16 protein-coding genes are annotated in these 18461 nt (G+C 72.0%); 3 read left to right on the top strand and 13 right to left on the bottom strand.

Annotated features, from left to right (window positions below):
* Positions 1 to 357: 357 nt before the first annotated feature.
* Together ACFZB3_RS46230 and ACFZB3_RS46225 are read right to left on the bottom strand one after the other, a co-directional pair.
* Positions 358 to 1659 (bottom strand): RNA-guided endonuclease TnpB family protein, encoded by a 1302-nt coding sequence (locus ACFZB3_RS46230; protein ID WP_391389139.1) that lies wholly within the window; start codon positions 1657 to 1659, stop codon positions 358 to 360.
* A 101-nt stretch (positions 1660 to 1760) separates the two neighbouring features.
* Complete coding sequence (locus ACFZB3_RS46225) at positions 1761 to 2411, bottom strand: DUF3566 domain-containing protein (RefSeq protein ID WP_391389137.1); 651 nt, start codon at positions 2409 to 2411, stop codon at positions 1761 to 1763.
* Positions 2412 to 2670: 259 nt separating this feature from the next.
* Here ACFZB3_RS46225 and ACFZB3_RS46220 point away from each other — a divergent pair, with 259 nt between their 5' ends.
* From ACFZB3_RS46220 to ACFZB3_RS46210, 3 genes are read left to right on the top strand one after another with little or no spacing between them, the layout of a single operon-like run.
* Positions 2671 to 3510 carry a type II CAAX prenyl endopeptidase Rce1 family protein gene (locus tag ACFZB3_RS46220; protein ID WP_391389134.1) on the top strand — a complete coding sequence of 280 codons (840 nt, stop codon included), beginning with the start codon at positions 2671 to 2673 and terminating at the stop codon, positions 3508 to 3510.
* Positions 3507 to 4688, top strand: coding sequence for a histidine kinase (locus ACFZB3_RS46215; RefSeq protein WP_391389132.1), 1182 nt, complete (start codon positions 3507 to 3509; stop codon positions 4686 to 4688). The genes ACFZB3_RS46220 and ACFZB3_RS46215 overlap by 4 nt, the downstream gene beginning before the upstream one ends.
* Before the next feature lie 14 nt (positions 4689 to 4702).
* Complete coding sequence (locus tag ACFZB3_RS46210) at positions 4703 to 5401, top strand: response regulator (protein ID WP_391389156.1); 699 nt, start codon at positions 4703 to 4705, stop codon at positions 5399 to 5401.
* A 33-nt stretch (positions 5402 to 5434) separates the two neighbouring features.
* On the opposite strand, the gene ACFZB3_RS46205 is transcribed toward ACFZB3_RS46210, so the two are convergent.
* From ACFZB3_RS46205 to ACFZB3_RS46155, 11 genes are all read right to left on the bottom strand, one after another.
* Positions 5435 to 6601, bottom strand: a complete 1167-nt coding sequence (locus tag ACFZB3_RS46205) for an SUKH-4 family immunity protein (protein WP_391389130.1) — start codon at positions 6599 to 6601, stop codon at positions 5435 to 5437.
* A gap of 177 nt (positions 6602 to 6778) precedes the next feature.
* On the bottom strand, positions 6779 to 7279 hold the full coding sequence (locus tag ACFZB3_RS46200) for an AAA family ATPase (protein WP_391389154.1): 501 nt from the start codon (positions 7277 to 7279) through the stop codon (positions 6779 to 6781).
* 32 nt (positions 7280 to 7311) lie between these two features.
* Positions 7312 to 9624 (bottom strand): molybdopterin cofactor-binding domain-containing protein, encoded by a 2313-nt coding sequence (locus ACFZB3_RS46195; protein ID WP_391389128.1) that lies wholly within the window; start codon positions 9622 to 9624, stop codon positions 7312 to 7314.
* On the bottom strand, positions 9621 to 11363 hold the full coding sequence (locus ACFZB3_RS46190) for a 2Fe-2S iron-sulfur cluster-binding protein (RefSeq protein WP_391389126.1): 1743 nt from the start codon (positions 11361 to 11363) through the stop codon (positions 9621 to 9623). The genes ACFZB3_RS46195 and ACFZB3_RS46190 overlap by 4 nt, the downstream gene beginning before the upstream one ends.
* Positions 11360 to 12253 (bottom strand): FAD binding domain-containing protein, encoded by an 894-nt coding sequence (locus tag ACFZB3_RS46185; protein WP_391389124.1) that lies wholly within the window; start codon positions 12251 to 12253, stop codon positions 11360 to 11362. The genes ACFZB3_RS46190 and ACFZB3_RS46185 overlap by 4 nt, the downstream gene beginning before the upstream one ends.
* 291 nt (positions 12254 to 12544) lie before the next feature.
* On the bottom strand, positions 12545 to 14176 hold the full coding sequence (locus ACFZB3_RS46180) for a family 20 glycosylhydrolase (RefSeq protein ID WP_391389122.1): 1632 nt from the start codon (positions 14174 to 14176) through the stop codon (positions 12545 to 12547).
* A 1-nt stretch (position 14177) separates the two neighbouring features.
* On the bottom strand, positions 14178 to 15023 hold the full coding sequence (locus tag ACFZB3_RS46175) for an ABC transporter permease subunit (protein WP_391389120.1): 846 nt from the start codon (positions 15021 to 15023) through the stop codon (positions 14178 to 14180).
* Between the two features lie 5 nt (positions 15024 to 15028).
* Positions 15029 to 15880, bottom strand: a complete 852-nt coding sequence (locus ACFZB3_RS46170) for an ABC transporter permease subunit (protein WP_391389152.1) — start codon at positions 15878 to 15880, stop codon at positions 15029 to 15031.
* A gap of 131 nt (positions 15881 to 16011) precedes the next feature.
* Positions 16012 to 17304, bottom strand: coding sequence for an extracellular solute-binding protein (locus tag ACFZB3_RS46165; RefSeq protein ID WP_391389118.1), 1293 nt, complete (start codon positions 17302 to 17304; stop codon positions 16012 to 16014).
* Between the two features lie 234 nt (positions 17305 to 17538).
* A complete protein-coding gene (locus ACFZB3_RS46160) occupies positions 17539 to 17817 on the bottom strand; it encodes a DUF3039 domain-containing protein (protein WP_362586261.1) in 279 nt (92 codons plus the stop codon).
* A gap of 52 nt (positions 17818 to 17869) precedes the next feature.
* Positions 17870 to 18442, bottom strand: coding sequence for a YqgE/AlgH family protein (locus tag ACFZB3_RS46155; protein ID WP_217545775.1), 573 nt, complete (start codon positions 18440 to 18442; stop codon positions 17870 to 17872).
* Positions 18443 to 18461 lie beyond the last annotated feature (19 nt).

The following is an 18461-nucleotide window of genomic DNA, read 5'->3' as shown; positions in this document are numbered from 1 at the left end:
TCAGGTCCGACGGATACCCACCCCCAACACTGCTCACCGCGAGCTCAACGAGCGCCTCAGCAACGAGACACGGCAGATCTCAAACACGGTCTGAGAGCAAGCCCTTTGCCTTCAGTGACCGCAGAGGGGGTGATTCCTGCGAACGCGCTCCCTACGGCACCCAGCCCCTGTACGGGCAACAACGGCCGTCTCAGTTTCCGTCTCGTTCGTCGTCGTCCGTGACCGTACAAGCGAGTTCATCCGCCCCCGACAGACGCAGCTTCCGGACGGGTACGAACGCCGACGAACGCTTCCGGATCCCGGCTTGACCAGCGTGGACAAACCTGCAAAGCGAGTTACTTGACATCCTCTCCCCCTTTAAAAGAGGCAGATTCCAACCCAGGTGGGTTGAGGTTCACGGGCGCTCGAACGGCTGGTCGCCGTTGTCACCCCTCCGGCACCGACTGTGCGCCGGGGGCGAGGGATCCCGCCCTGTCCTGCCGCGACGTTGATACTTGCGTTCTCATCCGCGTTGCAGCTGAACCCGCAGGACACGCAGACGAAGTCGGCTTGGCTCTTGCGCGACTTCTTCTCGATCCACCCACAAGCACTGCACCGCAGGGAGGTGTAAGGCGCGGGGACGTCCTCGACGCGGCCCGGCGCCTTGTGCTCCGTACGTTGCCGGAGCAGGCCCCAGCCCTGGGCGAGAATGCCCCGGTTCAGTCCGGCCTTCTGGCGGACGTTCGTGCTGGGCTTCGCCGCGGTTCCCTTCGCCGAGCGGGTCATGTTCTTGATGTTCAGCTTCTCGAACCGGATCACATCGCAGGTGCGGGCGAGCATGGTGCTGGTCTTCTCGCACCAGTCCTTGCGCCGGTTCACCTCACGGGCCTTGAGTCTGGCGACCTTCGCGTACGCGGTGGCCTTGAGAGCGCTGCCCTTCGGGGCGCGAGCCGCACGGCGCTCGTGCTTGCGGATCTGAGCCCGCTCCCTGCCCGTGAGCTGCGGACAGTTCAGCCTGCGCCCGTCGGAGAGGGCTGCCGTGATGGTCACGCCCCGGTCGATACCGATGACCTCACCCATGCCGGGCGCGGGGATCGGCTCGGGAACGACCGCGAATGCTGCGTGCCACTGGCCGTTGCGATAGGTGACCCGGAACGTCTTCGCAGCGGGAAACCGCGCGCCCTTGCCCCGGGCGCTAAGGCGGAAGCGGACCCAGCCGCAGCCGGGGACCTTGACCTGCGCCCACCGCCGGTTGAGCTTCCGCACGACCACCGAGCGACCCATGACCTGCTTACCGGTCCTCTGGTTCAGCTTCGGGCTGCCATCCGCGTCGTACTCGAGTACACGGTCGGTGCCGATGACCCGGAAGCCCTCGTGCATGTGCTTCTTACGCCAGGTCGGCTCACCGAAGCCTGAGGTGAAACGGGCATTCTTCGCCTGCGCGAAGTCCTTCAGGGCCTGCTGCTGCACGTCCGCGTTCCCCGCGGCCAGCCACTCATTGTCCCGTCGGGCCTCGGTGAGCTGACGGCACTGCTCCGCAAAACCGGGCGCCGACTTGCGGCCCGGCTTCCAGTGCGCATGCTGCTCCACGGCCAGATTCCAGACGTACCGGGCGTGCGCGCAGTGCAGGAGCATCTGCTCCGCCTGCACAGGCGTCGGGTACATCCGGAAACGTGACATGCCGCGAACCTAGCCACCACGTTCCCCACCCGCGCACGCAATCGATCCACATCACCTGAGTGAGTGAACGGACAGCCCAGAGTTCTCGGTCGTCCGGGTGGCTACGGCTCTCGGGGCCCGTTGTCGGCTTCCGGGTCGGGTGGGGAAGGGGTGGCTCGGTGTCGGGCGGGACGGTGCTCGTCGGTGGCGGGGACGGGCGGGAGCCGGGTGGGCAGGTGTTGCCGGGCTCGTGCGTGGAGTCGGGTCAGGAGGTGGAGGGCCTGGGCGGCGGGGGGTGGGTCGGTGAGGTCGCCGGTGAGGGCTACTTCCACACCGCCGCTGAAACGGGCGGTGTAGTTGTACATGAAGCCGCACAGGCAGGCCAGCACGGTGCCCAGGAGGATCTCCAGCGCGACGACCCCGGTGGCGACGACCAGCGTCTCCCACGGTGTCGGCCACTCGCCGGGGACCACGATGTCCAGCAGCACCGACGTGGCGAGCGCGGCGCCGAGGACGCAGACGCCCAGGCCCGTCAGGAAGAAGAAGCTCATCACGGTGACTGACCACGGGTTGGTCCCGGATATGCGCATGCGGGTGGGCCGGCGCGGTGGGCCGTGCGGGAAGGTGTGCTCACGGGGCGGCGCCGGCTGCGGCGACCCGCGTTCGGGTGCCGTCGGGGCGGGGGCCGTCGGTGACGTCACCATGCGGGACGAGATCCTCGGCGCCGGCTTGCGGGCCGTGCCGCGGGTCCTGCTGCGCTTGGTCCGGCTCATGTCCGCTCCCTCGCTCCCTCACTGGTCCTCACCTGCGACGTTAGGTGGAGGTGTGCGGCCGCGCATCCCCGACGGTGACCGTGAGTGACGGTGAGTGATGAGAGTCGGCGGTCTCGGCGGGGGGGGCGGCCGGTCCGGGGTTGTCCCCCGTGCGAGCTACCGGCAGGTGTCCACTCAGCGGTGACGATCGCGGGGCGGCCGATCCGTAGCGTTCGGGCCAGTCGCGGCGCTCGGCCGCGGATCGGGTGAGGGAGTCATCATGAGGCTGGTCTGGCAGCTCCTGGCGGTCGCGGCGGTCGCCTTCGTCGGGGGGCAGGGGGTCGCCGCGGTGCAGGGAAACTGGTTCCTCACCCTGGTCCTCGGCCTGCTCACCGCGGTGCTCGCGGTGCTCGTCTACGGGTGGGTGGTACGGCGGACGGAGCACCGGCCCGTCGTCGAGGTGGGGCGGGAGGGCGCCCGGGCGGCGTTCGGGCGGGGGACGCTCATCGGTGTGGTGACGTTCGCGTGTGTCATCGGGAACATCGCCTTTCTCGGGGACTACTCGGTCCACGGGGCGGGCTCGGTGACGGGTGCGGTGGGGGTGGTCGGGTTCATGGCCGCGGCCGCCGTGACGGAGGAACTGCTGTTCAGGGGCGTGCTGTTCCGGATCGTCGAGGAGCGCACCGGGACCTGGATCGCCCTGGTGTCGACCGGGACACTGTTCGGGATGATGCATCTGCTCAACAAGGACGCGACCGTGTGGGGCGCCCTCGCCATCGCGATCGAGGCCGGCGGCATGCTCGGCGCCGCGTACGCCGCCACCCGCACCCTCTGGCTGCCGATCGGCCTGCACTTCGGCTGGAACTTCGCCGAGTCCGGCATCTTCGGCACCGAGGTCTCCGGCAGCGGCGGAGCGCAGAAGGGGCTGCTGGACGCGACCACCTCGGGCTCGCAGCTGGTCACCGGCGGGCAGTTCGGGCCGGAGGCGAGTGTGTACTCGGTGCTGTTCGGGGTGCTGGTGACGCTCGCGTTCCTCTGGCTGGCCAGGCGGCGGGGGCACCTGGTGCCGCGTCGGCGCCGGGACGTCCCGGCCGGCGCCGTCGCTACACTGCCCCGGTGATCAGTCCTCGGCGGGCGCCCGGATGGTGGCACCGGCTCGACGTCACGGTCCGGGATCTGCCCCTCGGACTGCTGCTCCTGGCCGGGTCGTTCGTGCCGGCGCTGCACGGCAAGGGGACCCAGGTCGGGGACCTGGCGACGCGCCCCTTCGACGCGCTGACGATCGCGGTGCTCGGCCTGGAGTGCCTGCCGCTCGCCGGGCGCCGCCGGTGGCCGGCCCTCTCGCTGGCGCTGGTGTCCCTCGGCTTCGCCGTCGACCAGCTGCGCGGCTACCACTCGGTGGCCGGCAGCGCGCTGCCGCTCGCCCTGATCAGCACCGGCGCCCATCTGGAACGGCACCGGCGGGCCACCGCGCTGGTGCTCTCCGTGGCCTACGTGCCGTTGGCGGTCGCGCTGCACCGGCTGGGGTCGGGGGGCGAGACGGCGAGCGGGTTCGTGACGTTCTATCTGGCGCTGGTGCTCGCCTGGGGCATCGGGGCGTGGCTGCGCTCCACCCGGGCCGCGGAGGCCGAGCGCCGGCGGCGGGTCGCCGAGGACACCCGCACCGCCGAACGCACCCGGATCGCCCGCGAGCTGCACGACGTGGTGACCCACCACGTGACGGCGATGGTCGTGCAGGCGGAGGCGGCCCGGTACCTGACCGCCGCGCCGGACCGTCTCGACCGGACGCTGACCGCCGTCACCGACACCGGGCGGCGGGCCATCTCCGACCTGCGCCATCTGCTCGACCTGCTCAATCCCGACCACGGCACCGATACCGGTGGCGGCCGGACACCGCCGGCCGGGCGGCTGCTCACGCTCGTGGAGCAGACCCGCCGGGCCGGGCAGCCGGTGGAGTTCACCGAGGAGGGCACGCCGACCCCGTCGGCGGGCAGCGCCGACCTGGTGGCCTACCGGGTGGTGCAGGAGTCCCTGACGAACGCCCTCAAGTACGCCCATGGCAGCCGTACTTCGGTCCGGGTGCGGCACGGCGAGAAGGAGATCACCGTGGAGGTCGGCACGGACGGGGCAGGCCCGGCCGGGGCGTCCCCGGCCGGGGCGTCCCCGGGCGGGAGCGGGCGGGGCCTGGCCGGTCTCCGGGAGCGCGTGGCCGTGCTGGGCGGCGAGTTCAGCGCCGGGCCCGCGGACGACGGCCGCTTCGTCGTCCGGGCCCGGATACCCGCGGGGAGCCCGGCATGACCGGCGTGAATGGCATGACCGGCGCGGCCGGCCCGGCGGCCGCCGGTGGCGGCGAGGCGCCGCTCCGGGTCCTGGTCTGCGACGACCAGGTGCTGGTCCGCACCGGGCTTGCGACGATCATCGACGCCCAGCCCGACCTGGAGGTGGCGGGCGAGTGCGGGGACGGGCGGGCCGCGGTCGACCTCGCCGGCCGGCTGCGCCCGGACGTCGTGGTGATGGACGTCCGGATGCCGGTCCTCGACGGCATCGAGGCCACCCGGCTGCTCGCCGGTGCCGGGGTGCCGCATCCGGTGAAGGTGCTGGTGGTGACGACGTTCAACCTGGACGAGTACGTCTACGAGGCCCTGCGCGCCGGCGCCAGCGGCTTCCTGCTCAAGGACGCGCCGCCGGACCGGCTGCTGCACGGCATCCGGACCGTGGCCACGGGCGCGGCCCTGCTGGACCCCGAGGTGACCCGGCAGCTCGTGGGCCGCTACGCCGCCCGGATCCGCCCCGCCGACGGCGGCACCCCGCACGGCGTTCCGCTGACCCCGCGCGAGCTGGAGGTGCTGCGTCTGATCGCGGACGGCCTCTCCAACGGCGAGATCGCCGCGGCTCTCGTGCTCAGCCCGGAGACCGTCAAGACCTTCGTCTCCCGCATCCTCGCCAAACTGGGCCTGCGCGACCGCGTCCAGGCCGTCGTCTACGCCTACCGCCAGGGCCTGGTGACCTGACCGGTCCTGCCCGGCGCCCGCCCCGCCTCCCGGCTACAGCACTCCGCCGGCCTCGTCCTGGAACAGCTCCGTCCAGTAGTGCCAGTCGGCGTCCGTCGTGACGGGCGTGGGGTCGATGGCCGCGAGGGTGTGGAGCATGGTCGCGGCGAGCTGGTCGTAGGCCTCGGTGGTGAGTTCGTGGTTCAGGTGCTCGTCGATGGTGCGCTCGTGGTGCAGGAGCCAGAGGGTGTAGGCGAGCGTGGAGATGTCCGTGTTGAGGGGGTAGAGGGTCGCCTCGGGCTCGGAGAAGTTGAGGATGGCGCCCGTGGTGCCGTCCACGACGAGGCTGTTGTCCTCGACCAGGTAGCCGAGGCGTATGAGCCGGTCGGCGTGGGGCGGGAGGTCGTCCACGGGGAAGCCGCCGGTGTGGATGTCGGTGAAGTACTCCCAGAGGGTGGGGAGCGGGGCGTCCGGGTCGAGGTGGAAGACGACCGCGTCCTCCGGGAGGCCGCTCTCGCGCAGGAAGCGGCGGGTCGGCTCGTGGGTGAGCGTGGGCGGGAAGTCGACCTCCTCGAAGCGGGCCACCCGGCCCTGCCCGAACTCCTGGTCCAGGAGCCGGGCCGGCAGGTCGACGGCCAGCCCGGAGTCCGTGCCGGGGCCCGCGATCAGGCTGAGGGGGCGGATCAGGGCCGTCGCCTTCCAGTACGGCGGGACGCGGCCGGCCGTGCCCTCCTCGAAGAGTTCCAGGAGCCGGCGGGAGGCCTCGGTCGCCGCCTTCGTGCCGTGCGTCCCGGCGAGGGAGGCGAAACGGCCGCGCAGGCCCGTCAGTTCCTCGGTGACCGCGGCGAACCGGAGCAGCGTCTCCAGCGAGGGCGCCAGCGGGCGCGGGTCGGTGGGGTCGATCAGGTAGGCCGTGCTGATCTCGCCGGTGCCGCCGTCGAGGAGGATCGACTCGGTGTCCAGGCCGACCGGGGCCAGCAGTTCCCCTATCACCAGGCGGTCGCGGAGCTCCTCGGCGAGCCGGGTCGGGCCGTCCGTGAGGTCCGCCAGGGTGCGCAGGCCGGAGGTGCGCAGGGGTTCGAAGGTCAGCAGGCCGCTGTCGGGCAGTCCGGGGCCGGAGAGCCAGCTGCGGGTCGGTTCGTGTGTGATGTATCGGTCCAGTTCGGCCTCGGTCAGCGTGATCGCCGTCGCACCGCTGCCGGTCGTGCTGATCGTGCTCATCGCTGCCCCCGCGATCAATGTGTTCAAGACGTGCAAGTAGCAAGAAGGTTGAGTGGTGCGTCGTGCGTAGGTCGTCAGCAGGGCATGGCGGGTCGTCCGGGCTTCCCCTCCGGAACGGCCGTCCCCACTACCCGGAACACTACGCCGCGGCACTGACAACGCCCCGCAGAAGAGACGTCAGAGGACCCTCGACCGTTCCGTCCCGGTGAGAATCGCCGTCACCGTCTGTTCCACGGTCAGCTCCGAGGTGTCCAGCCACAGCCCCAACGGCTCGGTGCGCAGCCGTAGTTCCGCGTCCAGGTCGGCGACCGTCCAGGCGGGCCCGTACCCGGTCTTCGGCCGTGCCGCGTCCCTCGCCGCCACCGTCTCGGGGCTCGGGGCCAGGACGACGACGTGCAGCGGGCGGGTGCGGATCCGGCCGACGTACGACGTCAGTTCCGGGCCCAGCAGGACGTCCTGGACGATCGCGGTGAACCCGGCCCCGGCGTACGCGTCCGCCGTCGCCGCCGACAGGCGGTACCGGAGGTGGAGCTGGGCCGTGGCCTCCTCGGCGGCGTCGGGGGTGTAGTCCCGGCGCCCCGAGACGATCATCCGGCGGAAGACGTCGCCGCGGACGTGCGCGGCGCGCGGCAGCCGCTCCGCGAGTGCCTGCGCGACCGTCGACTTCCCGGACGCCATCACCCCCGCGATCACCACGACCCCGGAGAGGGTCACTGTCCCGTGACGACCGCCGCCTGCGGCCGTATCGGGAGCCGGTTGACCGGGCGGCCGGTCGCGGCGCGGACGGCGGAGGCGATGGCCGCCGGGGACGTCACCACCGGCACCGCGCTGACCGACTTGGCGCCGAAGGGGGCGACCACGTCCCGTTCCTCGACGAGCTTGACGATCCGGATGTCGGGCGCGTCGAGGGCGGTCGGCAGGGCGTACCCGGTGAGGTCGGGGTGGCGGATCAGGCCGCGCGGGGTGCGCAGGTTCTCCGTCAGGGCGATGCCGACGCCCTGCGTGACCCCGGCCTCGATACGGGCGTTGAGCTGCGCCGGGTTGAGGATCCGGCCGACGTCCTGGGCGACGGCCAGCTCCACGACCCGCACCGACCCGAGTTCGATGTCGACGTCGACGACCGCGCGGATCGCGCAGAAGGCGATTCCGACGAAGGCGTCGCCCTGGCCGTCGGCGTTCAGCGGCTCGGTCGGGTGCGGGCGGCACTGGGCGGTGGCCCACAGTTCCTTGCCGTCCAGCGCCTCGGTGACGGTGGTCGACAGGACGCCGTCGTACGACGTGATCTTGCCGTCGGTGATCTGGAGCAGCTCGGTGGACATGCCGAACTTGTGGGCGAGGGGCTGCAGGAGCTGGGTGCGGACCATCTTGGCCGCGCGTTCCACGGCGCCGCCGGAGACCCAGGTGTGGCGGCCGCGGCAGCCGGGTCCGGCCGGCGGCTGGTCGGTGTCGACGGGGGCCACGTGGACCTCGTCGACGCCGAGGGTCTCCTGGACGATCTGGCGGGCCAGCGTGGTGAAGCCCTGCCCGGTCTCCACGGCCGCGCAGAGCACGGTCGCGATGCCGTCGTGGACCTTGACCGTGGCCGTCGAGACCTCGTCGGCGCCCTCCGCGCCGAGCATGTGGACCATGCCGAGGCCGTAGCCGACGCCCCGGCGGACCGCGCCCGGTTCGCCCGCGCCCTCGGGGCCGCCGGGCAGCAGCCACTCGCCCTCGGGGGTGTCCTTCGGCAGCTGCGGGAGCGGGAAGTCCCGTACCGCCTGGAGGAGTTCGGCGACGGGGGCCGGGCAGGTCACCGTCTGGCCGATGGGCAGGAGGTCGCCGGTGGCGAGCGCGTTGCGCAGCCGGATCTCGGCCGGGTCGAGGCCGAGCTTCTTCGCCAGCTTGTCCATCTGCGCCTCGTAGGCGGCGCACACCTGCATGGCACCCTCGCCGCGGACGTGGCCCGACGGCGGGTTGTTGGTGCGGACGGCCCAGCCCTCGATGAAGGCGTTCGGGACGACGTACGGGCCGCAGGCGAAGGAGACGGCGGCGGCCAGGGACTCGGCGGAGGTGTCGGCGTAGGCGCCCGCGTCGAGCAGGATCTGCGCCTCGACCTTGACCAGCTTGCCCTCGGCGTCGGCGTGGTGCCGGTAGCGCAGCAGGGTGGGGTGGCGGTGGGCGTGGCCGAGGAAGGACTCCTCGCGGGTCGCGGTGAGCTTGACCGGGCAGCCGGTCTTCAGGGCGAGCAGGCCGAGCGGGAGCTGGAAGCCCTGGTCCTCGCGGTCGGCGGTCGCGCCCGGCACGCCGGTGACGACGATCTTCACCTGTTCGAGGGACAGGCCGTAGCAGGCGGCGGCGGTGTTGCGGTCGGTGTGCGGGTCGGTGGAGGCCAGGTAGAGCTCGACGCCGCCGTCGGGGCGGGGCACGGCGAGTCCGGCCTCGGCGCCGATGGGGGCGGGGTCGGCGCGGCCGATGCGGTACTGGCCCTCGACGACGATCTCGCCGGTCGCGTCCGGGTCGCCGTGCTGGAGCGGGATGTGCCGGATCAGGTTGCCGTCGGGGTGCAGCGGCTCGGCCTCGAAGGACTGCTCGGGGTCGATGACCGGGTCGAGCACCTCGTACTCGACGATGACGGCGGCGGCGGCCATCCGGGCCGTGTCGGGGTGGTCGGCGGCGACGGCCGCGATGGGCTCGCCGTGGTGCCGTACCACCTCGGAGGCGAAGACCGGGCGGTCCGGGGTGCCCCGGCCGTGCCGCGGGGTGCCCGGCACGTCCTCATGGGTGACGACGGCCCGTACGCCGGGCATCTCGCGCGCGTGGCTGGTGTCGATCGACACGATGCGCGCGTGCGGGTGCGGGGAGCGCAGCACGGCCGCCCACAGCAGGCCCTCGGCCCACAGGTCGGCCGCGTACGGGAAGGTGCCCTCGGTCTTCGCGCCGGCGTCGGCGGCCGGCAGCGACACGCCGAGGCCGTGCGGCAGCGGCTCGGCGGCGGGGACGGGGGTCTCCGCGGCGGTGGTCGTGGTGACGGTCTCGTTGGTCACGCCTGGCCTCCGTCCGGGCCGTAGGACTGGTCGTCGTAGCTCTGGCTCCGGCCCTGCTCGTCGAACGGCTGGTTGCCGCCGAAGGTCTGGTTCCCGCCGAACGACTGGTCGCCGCCGAACGACTGGTTGCCGCCGAAGGTCTGGTTCCCGCCGAACGACTGGTTGCCACCGTACGACTGGTCGTACGCCTGCTCGTGCGGGATCTGGATTCCGGCCCCGAAGGTGCGCGGGGACTCGAACGCCGACGCGTTGACGCCGCCTGCACCGGGTCCCGCCTGATGCGGGATACGGGCCTCGTCGCCGTCCGTCTCAGCGTCGGCCGCGGCATGGGCCTCGCGTTCGGCGACGACCTCCTTGACGGCGTCCAGGACGCCCCGGTAGCCGGAGCAGCGGCAGAGGTTGCCGCACAGGGCCTGGCGGGCCTCCAGCTCGGTGGGGGCCGGGTTGCCCTCCAGCAGGTCGTGGACGGTCATCGCCATGCCGGGGACGCAGAAGCCGCACTGGACGGCTCCGCAGCGGGCGAGGGCGCGCTGCACGTCCGAGGGGCGGCCGTCCTCGGCGAGGCCCTCGACCGTGCGGACCTCGCTGCCGGCGGCGGTCACCGAGGGGACCAGGCAGGAGGCGACCAGGCGGCCGTCGACCTGGACGTTGCAGGCGCCGCACTCGCCTTGCGAGCAGCCGTCCTTGGCGCCGGCGAGGCCGAGGCGCTCGCGGAGGACGTACAGGAGGGACTCGCCGATCCAGGCGTCGGTGACGGGCCGGTCGGCGCCGTTGACGCGCAGGACGTAGGAGGCGAGGGGGTGGTCGTCGACCGCCTCGGTTTCGCCTTCGGCGTGTTCCCTCGCGCCCGCGTCACCCGCTCCGCCCGCGTCCCCTGCGCCCCCCGTGGCGCTTTCGTCGCCGGGTGCGGGTGGCCCCTGCGGGGCGGACTCGCCGTCGGCGGCCTCCCCCTCGTGGCCGGGGTGGGATCCGGCGGCTTCGCGGGGCGTGTCGGCTCCGCCGAACGCGGCCGACCGGCCGGCGGCGGCCGGGTCACCGCCGCCCGGCGGTGCTCCTCCTGCCCGCAGTTCGCCGGTATCACCCGCTTCGCCCCGTTCGCCCCCGGTCGGCACGTCGGCCGCAGGCGGCGCACCGGCGGCCCCGGAGGGGAGACCAGGGGCCCGCGTGTCGCCGTGGCCCGCGCGGGGCCCAGCGGGCGATCCAGGGGCCTCCACGGGGTGCTCCCACGCCGGGGGCTCCGCCGCCCACGGCGCGGACGCGCCGCCCGGCAGGGTCGCCGGCGGCGTGCCGCCCCACTGCTCCATGAGCGCGGATGTGGTGAACTCGCCCGATTCGTCCGGAGCATCGCCGGTCGCGACCGGGATCGACCACTGCCCGGTCACGTCGTGACCGGGCGCGGGCGGCGGTTCCTCGTACGTCCACTGCTGCGTCGAGGCCGGGTTGTACGTGAACCGGTCGCCGGCGGCCTGCTCCTGCGGGACCGTGTTCGGGTCGGGCCACCGGGTGCCGTCGGACGGCGCGCCCCAGGTGTCGGTGCCGGGGGCGGCCGCTATCTGCGGCGGCACATAGCCGTGACCGGGCGCGGCCAGCGGGCTGTCGGCGGACAGCAGTGCCTCGATGCCGCCCTCGGGAAGCTTCACGAACGCGGTCGCGCCGTCGTCGTAGTCGCCCTGGGGCAGCGGGTCCCAGCGGCGGCCGCCGCTCGCGGGCGCGCCCTCTCCGTGCTGGTCGTCGGTCATGACAGCGCCCTCCCCAGTGCTCGTCGGGCCAGCGCGGCGACGGTGCGCCGCAGGTGCAGTACGGCGGGCGGAAGCGCCGGCACCGAGCCGTCGGGCTCGGGGGCCGGGTCCGGGATGCAGGCGGCCGCGACGTACTCGCCGAAGGCGGCCAGCGCCTCCGGGACGAGCGCGCGGTCGTTGTCCCAGTCGATCAGCCGGGCCACCCACTGTTCGGCGTCCAGGGGCCTGAGCGGCATCGGCGCTATGGCACCGACGGCGCATCTGACGCCGCGCCGCGCGGGGTCGAGGACGAGCGCCACCGAGGCCACCGAGCGGCCGGGGCCGGTGCGGCCGGTCGCCTTCAGGAAGACCTGCGGGGCGTGCAGCAGCGGGACCCGCACGAAGCCGATCAGCTCGCCCGCACGGAGCATCTCCACGCCGGCCAGCAGGTGCGACACCGGGATCTCCCGGCGCGACCCGCCCGGCCCGGCGATGATCAGCGTCGCCTCCAGGGCGGCGAGCACCGGCAGCGCGTCGCCGGTGGGGGCGGCCGTGGCGATGTTGCCGCCGAGGGTGCCGGCGTTGCGGATGTGCGGCGGGCCGGCGGCCCGCGCGGCGGCGGCGAGCGCCGGGATCAGGGCCGCGAAGTCGGGGCGGCCCATGCGCGCGTGCGTGAGGCCGGCGCCGAGCAGTGCGTTGCCGTCCTGGTACTGCCAGCCGCGGATCTCGCTGATCCGGCCGAGGCCGACCAGGGCGGCGGGCCTGAGCTGTCCGGAGTTGACGGCGGCCATCAGGTCGGTGCCGCCCGCGACCGGGACCGCGGCCGGCATCTCGGTGAGGGCCGCCACGGCCTCGTTCAGCGTCGTGGGCAGCGTGACGGACTGCCCCGCCTGCGGTGCGTGCGTGGTCAAAACCGGCTGCCCCTTCCCGCTGCCCCACCTGGTCCCACCTGTGTGGCCGTACGGTACGTGCTCACAGGGCGGACGTGGCAACTCTGGCACATCTTCGCAAGCCTCGAACGCACGGGTCCGCTAGGAGGCATTCGCGCACCTCATCGGCGACTTGGTCCGTTTTCTTACACCATCGCCGGTGCGCACCGATTGACACTCTTCGGTGACCCTTGGGGTCTTTTTCCATTACGCGTTCGGGACGGGGGCGGGAAGCGGGAGCCGGGAGCGGGGCGGACGGGCCCGGGGGCGGGGCTAGCGGTTCGGGGGCGGGCCGTCCAGGGGGCGGCCGAGGACGCCGGGGCGCTGCTGCCAGGGCAGCGGGCCGGCCGGCGGGCGGTAGGCGACGCCCAGGGCGTCGAGCCGCCGGTAGTGCTCGGCCATCCGGCGCTCGAAGTCCGCGAAGTCCCGTTCCCCGGGGGCCGGGAGGGCGCTCCAGGCGACCTCGGCGAAGGCGGCGAGCCGGGGGAAGGCCTGGTAGTCCACGCGCGCGTGGTCCTCCATCACCTCGGTCCAGACGTTGGCCTGGGTGCCGAGGATCCGCCGCGCCTCGGATTCGTCCAGCCCCGCCGGAACGGGCTCGAACCGGTACACGTCCTCCAGGGTGCGGACGTATCCGATCGGCACCGGCTCGTCGGGGCCGCCGGCCTGCCGGTGGTCCAGGTACACGTACTGCTCGGGGCACATGACGACGTCGTGGCCGGCCCGCGCGGCCGCGATCCCGCCGCCGTACCCGCGCCACGACGAGACGGCCGCGCCCTCGGCGATCCCGCCCTCCAGGATCTCGTCCCAGCCGATGAGCCGACGCCCGCGCGCGGAAAGCCACTTCGCGAAGTGCCCGATGAACCAGGACTGCAACGCGTCCTCGTCGGCGAGCCCGAGTTCCTTGATACGGGCCTGCGCGGCCGGCGAGGCCCGCCACTGGTCCTTCAGGCATTCGTCGCCGCCGACGTGAATGAACTCCGAGGGGAACAGCTCCAGCACTTCCTCGAACACCCCCTCGTAGAAGCGCAGGGTGTTGTCAGTGGGGGCGAGTACGTTCGGAGAGATCCCCCAGGAGTCCCAGACGGAGAGGGCGGTGGTGTCGATGACGTCGGTGTTGCCGAGTTCCGGATACGCGGCGATGGCGGCCTGCGAGTGTCCCGGCACGTCGATTTCGGGGACGACCGTGATATGCCGCTCGGCCGCGTAGGCCACGATCTCCCGGATGTCGTCCTGGGTGTAGAAGCCGCCGTGCGGCTTCTCCTCCCACAGCGGTGAGGCCCGGTGGCCGAATTTGGTGCGGGCCCGCCAGGAGCCGACCTCGGTGAGCCGCGGGTGGCGCTCGATCCGCAGGCGCCAGCCCTGATCGTCCGTCAGGTGGAAGTGGAAGACGTTGAGTTTGTGCGCCGCCATGAGATCGAGGTGGCGCAGGACGCCTTCCTTCGGCGTGAAGTGCCGGGCGACGTCGAGCATGAAGCCGCGCCAGGGGAATCGGGGGGAGTCCTCGATCACCTGGTGCGGGATGCCGTACCGGATCCCGGGGCGTACGGGAGCCCGGCGGAAGGCGTCGGGGCCGAGCAGCTGGCGCAGTGTCTGGGCACCCCAGAAAACGCCCGCCGGACCGCCGCCGCGGATCTCGACGCCCCAATTGGCGATCACACTCAGCCGGTACGCCTCGGGCGCCAGGGAATCGTCCAGGTGCAGCCGTACGGCCTCGCGGGCGTCCTCGGGGCCAGGTCGCAGCGGCACCCCGAAGGCCGCGCCGACCGTGGAGCGCAGCCAGCGCTCCGTCGCCTCGGTGCCCGGAGCGGCCCACAGCGTGGTGTCCTCGTCGATCAGGACACCGCACCGCATCGGCCCCTCGACACTGCGCGGCGCCGGAATGAGATCCGTCTCTGAAGTCATGTCAGTCCTTAACCGCTCCGCCCAGTCCCGAGACCAGGCGTCGCTGTACGAGTACGAAGAACACCAGCACCGGAATCGTCATCACCGTGGAGGCCGCCATCACCCCGCCCCAGTCGGGGTCGTCCGGCTTGAAGAACACCAGGAGCGCCATCGGCAGCGTGGACTGCGAGGTGTCGCTGATGATGAAGGACTTGGCGAACAGGAAGTCGTTCCAGGCGGAGATGAAGGAAAACACGCTCGTGGCCACCAGGCCCGGCAGGACGAGCGGGAAAAGGATCTGCCAGAGAAAGCGCGACCGGCTCGCCCCGTCGATGTACGCCGCCTCCTCCAGCGCCTCCGGCACCCCTTTCACGAACCCCCGCAGCATCCAGATCGCGAAGGGCAGCGAGAAGGCGATGTGGGGCAGGACCAGCGAGCCCAGCGTGTTCAGCAGACCGAAGTCCCGCAGCTGGAAGAAGAGGGGGATGGTGAGGGCCTCCACGGGCACCATCTGGGCCACCAGAAACATGATCAGCAAGGTGGTCCGGAAGCGGAACCGGAATCGGGTCACGGCGGTCGCCGCGAGAAAGGCGATCAGCGCCGAGACGATGACCACACTGCCCGCGACGACCAGACTGTTGACGAAGTAACGGCCGAATTCCTGCTGCCCGAAGACCCGCCGGAAGGAGTCCAGAGAGGGCGAGAGGGTCCACGGCCGGGGCCGGTCCGACTCGATCTCCCCGGCCGGTTTGAAGGCCCCCAGCACCATCCAGTACAGCGGAAAGGCGACGAGTACGGCGATCGCCAGCGCCGCGCCCTCGGCGGCGAGCCGCCCCGGCCGCCGGACCAGCCCGCGCACAGGATTCACGACGGTCACAGCTCCTCCCCCTGCCGGCGCAGCAGCCGCAGGTAGACCAGGGTGACGGCGAGCAGGACGAGCAGCGTGACGACTCCGACGGCCGCGCCCAGCCCGTACTGCGAGGAGGCGAAGGCCTGCTGGTAGGCGTACACGTTGAGCACCAGGTTCTGCCCGGCGATGCCGCCCCCGCCGGTCATCACGTAGATCTGCGTGAAGATCTTGAAGTCCCAGATCACCGACTGGACGGTGACGACCATGAGGATCGGCCGGAGCATCGGCGCCAGCACCGACCGCCAGATCCGCCACTGCGAGGCGCCGTCCAGCGCCGCCGCCTCCAGCACCTCGGACGGTACGGCGCGGATCCCGGCGTACACGGTGACCATGACGAACGGGAAGGAGCACCACACCACTTCGAGCAGGACCAGGAAGAAGGCGGAGTACCGCCCGTAGGTCCAGGAGTGGTCACCGAGCCCGAGCACCCTGTCGACCGGCCCGAAGTCCGGGTCGAAGAGGAAGAGCCAGACCGTGGACCCGGTGACGGCCGGGGTCGCCCACGCCCCCAGCGCCGCCAGCATCAGCGCCAGCCGCGGCACCGCCCGCACCCGGGTCAGCAGCACGGCGAGCGCACACCCGACGGCGAGCGTCGACACGACACAGGCGGCGGCGAAGAGGACGGTGGCCAGCAGCACCGACCAGAACTGGTCGTCGGAGAAGACGTCCGAGTAGTTGCCGAACCCGACGAAGGCGGTGGGTTCACCCCCACTGACCTGAGCCTGGGTGTACCGGAAGACCGAGATGAGCCCGAGCTGGTAGATGGGGTAGACGAGCAGCCCCCCGAGGACGACGAGAGCGGGGGCGAGATACATCCAGGGCGTCCACTGCACGCCCCGAAAGGGGCGCGGGGCTGTATTGAATTTGCGGCTGCCGCCGCTCGGGCGCGACAAGCCCCCACGCGCCCGCACCCGCGAACGAACCGCTACCCCTGACCCATCGGGCGTCATCCGGCGGAGCCGAACGCCGCGTCCATCTTCTTCGCCGCCTCCTGCGAAGCCGCCCCCACGCTCTTCTTGCCGCTGACGACCTCCTGGAACATCGTCGGCAGCACCAGCGACGAGTCGATCTGCGACCATCCCGCCGAGGCAGGCACGAACTTCGTCCCGGCGGCCAGGGTCGCCACGAACGGCTTCACGAACGGCTCCTTCGCGGCCGCCTGGTCACGGACGTCCTTGAACGTCGGCAGAAAACCCATCGCGTCGAACATCGCCGCCTGCGTCTTCTTGGCGGCCAGCTGCTCCATCAGCGCGACGGCCAGGGTGCGGTGCGTCGTGCTCTTCAGCACCCCGATGTTGTTGCCGCCCGCGAAGGCCGGCGCGACCGAGCCGGCCGTGGCCCCCGGCAGCGGCACCACCGCGTACTTGCCCTTGACGCTCCCCGCCTCCACGGCGGCATGGCTGAAGTCGCCCCCGATCGCCATCCCCGCCTTGCCCGCGGCGAACGCGGTGACCGTGTCGTTGCCGCCGAAGCCCGCGCACTTGGCGGCCGGACAGTTGTCGTCGCCGAAGAGGGACGTGTACTCCTTGATGCCCTTCTGCGCGGCCGCGCTGTCGATCGCCGAGGTGTACGACCCGCCCTCGGCCGTGGCCAGTTCGCCGCCGTCGGCCCAGATGAAGGGCATGGCGCCGTAGGTGTAGGCGCCGCCGACGACTAGGCCGTAGAGGTCGGGCTTCGCCTTGCGGATGGCGCGGGCGGTGGCGGCCAGCTCGGTCATGGTCGTCGGCGGCTTCAGGCCCAGGTCCTTGAAGACGTCGGTGCGGTAGTAGAGGGCGCGGACGCCGACGTAGAAGGGGGCGCCGTAGACCTTGCCCGCGACGGTCACCGACTGCCGGGCCGTCGGGTCGGTGTCCTTCGCCTCGCTCCAGGCGCCGAAGTCCTTCGTGACGTCGAGGAGTCCGCCGTCGTGGACGTATCCGGCGGTGTCGGTGTTGCCGTACTCCATGACGTCGGGGGCCGAGGCCGGGTCGTTGAAGGCGGCCTTGACGCGCTGGGCGCGCGTGTCGACCGGGATGTACTCCACGTCGACCTTGGTGCCGTCGTGTGCCTTCTCGAAGCCGGCGACGACCGAGTCGACGACCTTCTGCTTCGGGTCGTTGCCGACCTCCTGGAAGAGCCACACCCGCAGGGTGCCGCTCTTGTCGTCCTTGTCGGAGGCGGAGTTGGAGGAGGTCTGCGGGGCGCACGCGGCGGCGAGGAACAGGGCGCCGACGAGGAGTGCGGGAACGGGGAGCTTCATGGAGTGACCCTCCGGGAGCGCGCTCAAGCATGGGGGCGTTGCAATATATGCAACGGCTGTTTCGCTCTGCACAACACCACGGAGGCTAGGGACAACATGAACATGCCGACAAGAGGTCTCAACCACTCTGTGACCGCGTGACGCACTCCGTGCAACGCACGGACATGACAAAGGCCCCGAAGCACGCCAAAGCGTGCCCGGGGCCTCGGAGAGCCGAGCTGTCGGACCAGCGTGTTACTTGTCCTGGCCCTCGCCGTCGCCGCCGCTGCCCATGGACTCGTAGATCTCCTTGCACATGGGGCACACGGGGTACTTCTTCGGGTCGCGGCCGGGCACCCACACCTTGCCGCACAGCGCCACGACGGGGGTGCCGTCCAGGGCGCTCGCCATGATCTTGTCCTTCTGGACGTAGTGGGCGAAGCGCTCGTGGTCGCCGTCGCCGTGGGACACCTGCGGCGTCGGTTCTACGAGGGTCCCCGTACCAGTCCCGCGCTCGGGCTCAAGAGTGCTCATAAGTGCCAAGGGTACTGAAGCGCCCGGACAACGGTTGCGAGAAGGCTCACCGTCAGTTGAGCGAGGGGTCGTCCGGGTAGGTGGCCACCATCGCGAGCTCGTTGCGCTGGCGGCGCAGCACCTCGCGCCAGAGTCTCTCCGGGGACGGGGAGGACACGTCGCCGGGTTCGGACTCGACGACGTACCAGGCGCCCTCGACCAGTTCGTCCTCCAGCTGGCCCGGGCCCCAGCCGGCGTAACCGGCGAAGATCCGCAGCGAGCCGAGGGCCGAGGCGAGGAGTTCCGGCGGGGCCTCCAGGTCGACCAGGCCGATCGCGCCGTGCACCCGGCGCCAGCCCAGCGGGGCCCGGTCGCCGTTCGCCCCGCCGGGGATGACCGCGACGCCGAGCGCGGAGTCGAGGGAGACCGGGCCGCCCTGGAAGACGACCCCCGGCTCGCCCGCGAGGGAGGCCCAGCCCTCCAGGATGTCGCCGACGTCCACCGGGGTGGGGCGGTTGAGGACGACGCCGAGCGAGCCCTCCTCGTCGTGGTCGAGAAGGAGCACCACCGCGCGGTCGAAGTTCGGGTCCGCCAGGGCGGGCGTGGCCACGAGCAGCCGCCCTGTGAGCGAGGACACCTCGGTCATGCCTGACATGATCCCGCAT

The organism is Streptomyces sp. NPDC008092, from assembly GCF_042957285.1.
In the GTDB taxonomy this organism is placed as follows: Bacteria; Actinomycetota; Actinomycetes; order Streptomycetales; family Streptomycetaceae; genus Streptomyces.
This window is presented reverse-complemented; position numbering and strand designations above follow the sequence as displayed.

Excerpts from the sequence above, each read along its gene's own strand:
- ACFZB3_RS46230 (WP_391389139.1), bottom strand. The coding sequence starts at position 1,659 with ATGTCACGTTTCCGGATGTACCCGACGCCTGTGCAGGCGGAGCAGATG.
- ACFZB3_RS46225 (WP_391389137.1), bottom strand. The coding sequence starts at position 2,411 with ATGAGCCGGACCAAGCGCAGCAGGACCCGCGGCACGGCCCGCAAGCCG.
- ACFZB3_RS46220 (WP_391389134.1), top strand. The coding sequence starts at position 2,671 with ATGAGGCTGGTCTGGCAGCTCCTGGCGGTCGCGGCGGTCGCCTTCGTC.
- ACFZB3_RS46210 (WP_391389156.1), top strand. The coding sequence starts at position 4,703 with ATGACCGGCGCGGCCGGCCCGGCGGCCGCCGGTGGCGGCGAGGCGCCG.
- ACFZB3_RS46205 (WP_391389130.1), bottom strand. The coding sequence starts at position 6,601 with ATGAGCACGATCAGCACGACCGGCAGCGGTGCGACGGCGATCACGCTG.
- ACFZB3_RS46200 (WP_391389154.1), bottom strand. The coding sequence starts at position 7,279 with ATGGCGTCCGGGAAGTCGACGGTCGCGCAGGCACTCGCGGAGCGGCTG.
- ACFZB3_RS46190 (WP_391389126.1), bottom strand. The coding sequence starts at position 11,363 with ATGACCGACGACCAGCACGGAGAGGGCGCGCCCGCGAGCGGCGGCCGC.
- ACFZB3_RS46180 (WP_391389122.1), bottom strand. The coding sequence starts at position 14,176 with ATGACTTCAGAGACGGATCTCATTCCGGCGCCGCGCAGTGTCGAGGGG.
- ACFZB3_RS46170 (WP_391389152.1), bottom strand. The coding sequence starts at position 15,880 with ATGTATCTCGCCCCCGCTCTCGTCGTCCTCGGGGGGCTGCTCGTCTAC.
- ACFZB3_RS46165 (WP_391389118.1), bottom strand. The coding sequence starts at position 17,304 with ATGAAGCTCCCCGTTCCCGCACTCCTCGTCGGCGCCCTGTTCCTCGCC.
- ACFZB3_RS46160 (WP_362586261.1), bottom strand. The coding sequence starts at position 17,817 with ATGAGCACTCTTGAGCCCGAGCGCGGGACTGGTACGGGGACCCTCGTA.
- ACFZB3_RS46155 (WP_217545775.1), bottom strand. The coding sequence starts at position 18,442 with ATGACCGAGGTGTCCTCGCTCACAGGGCGGCTGCTCGTGGCCACGCCC.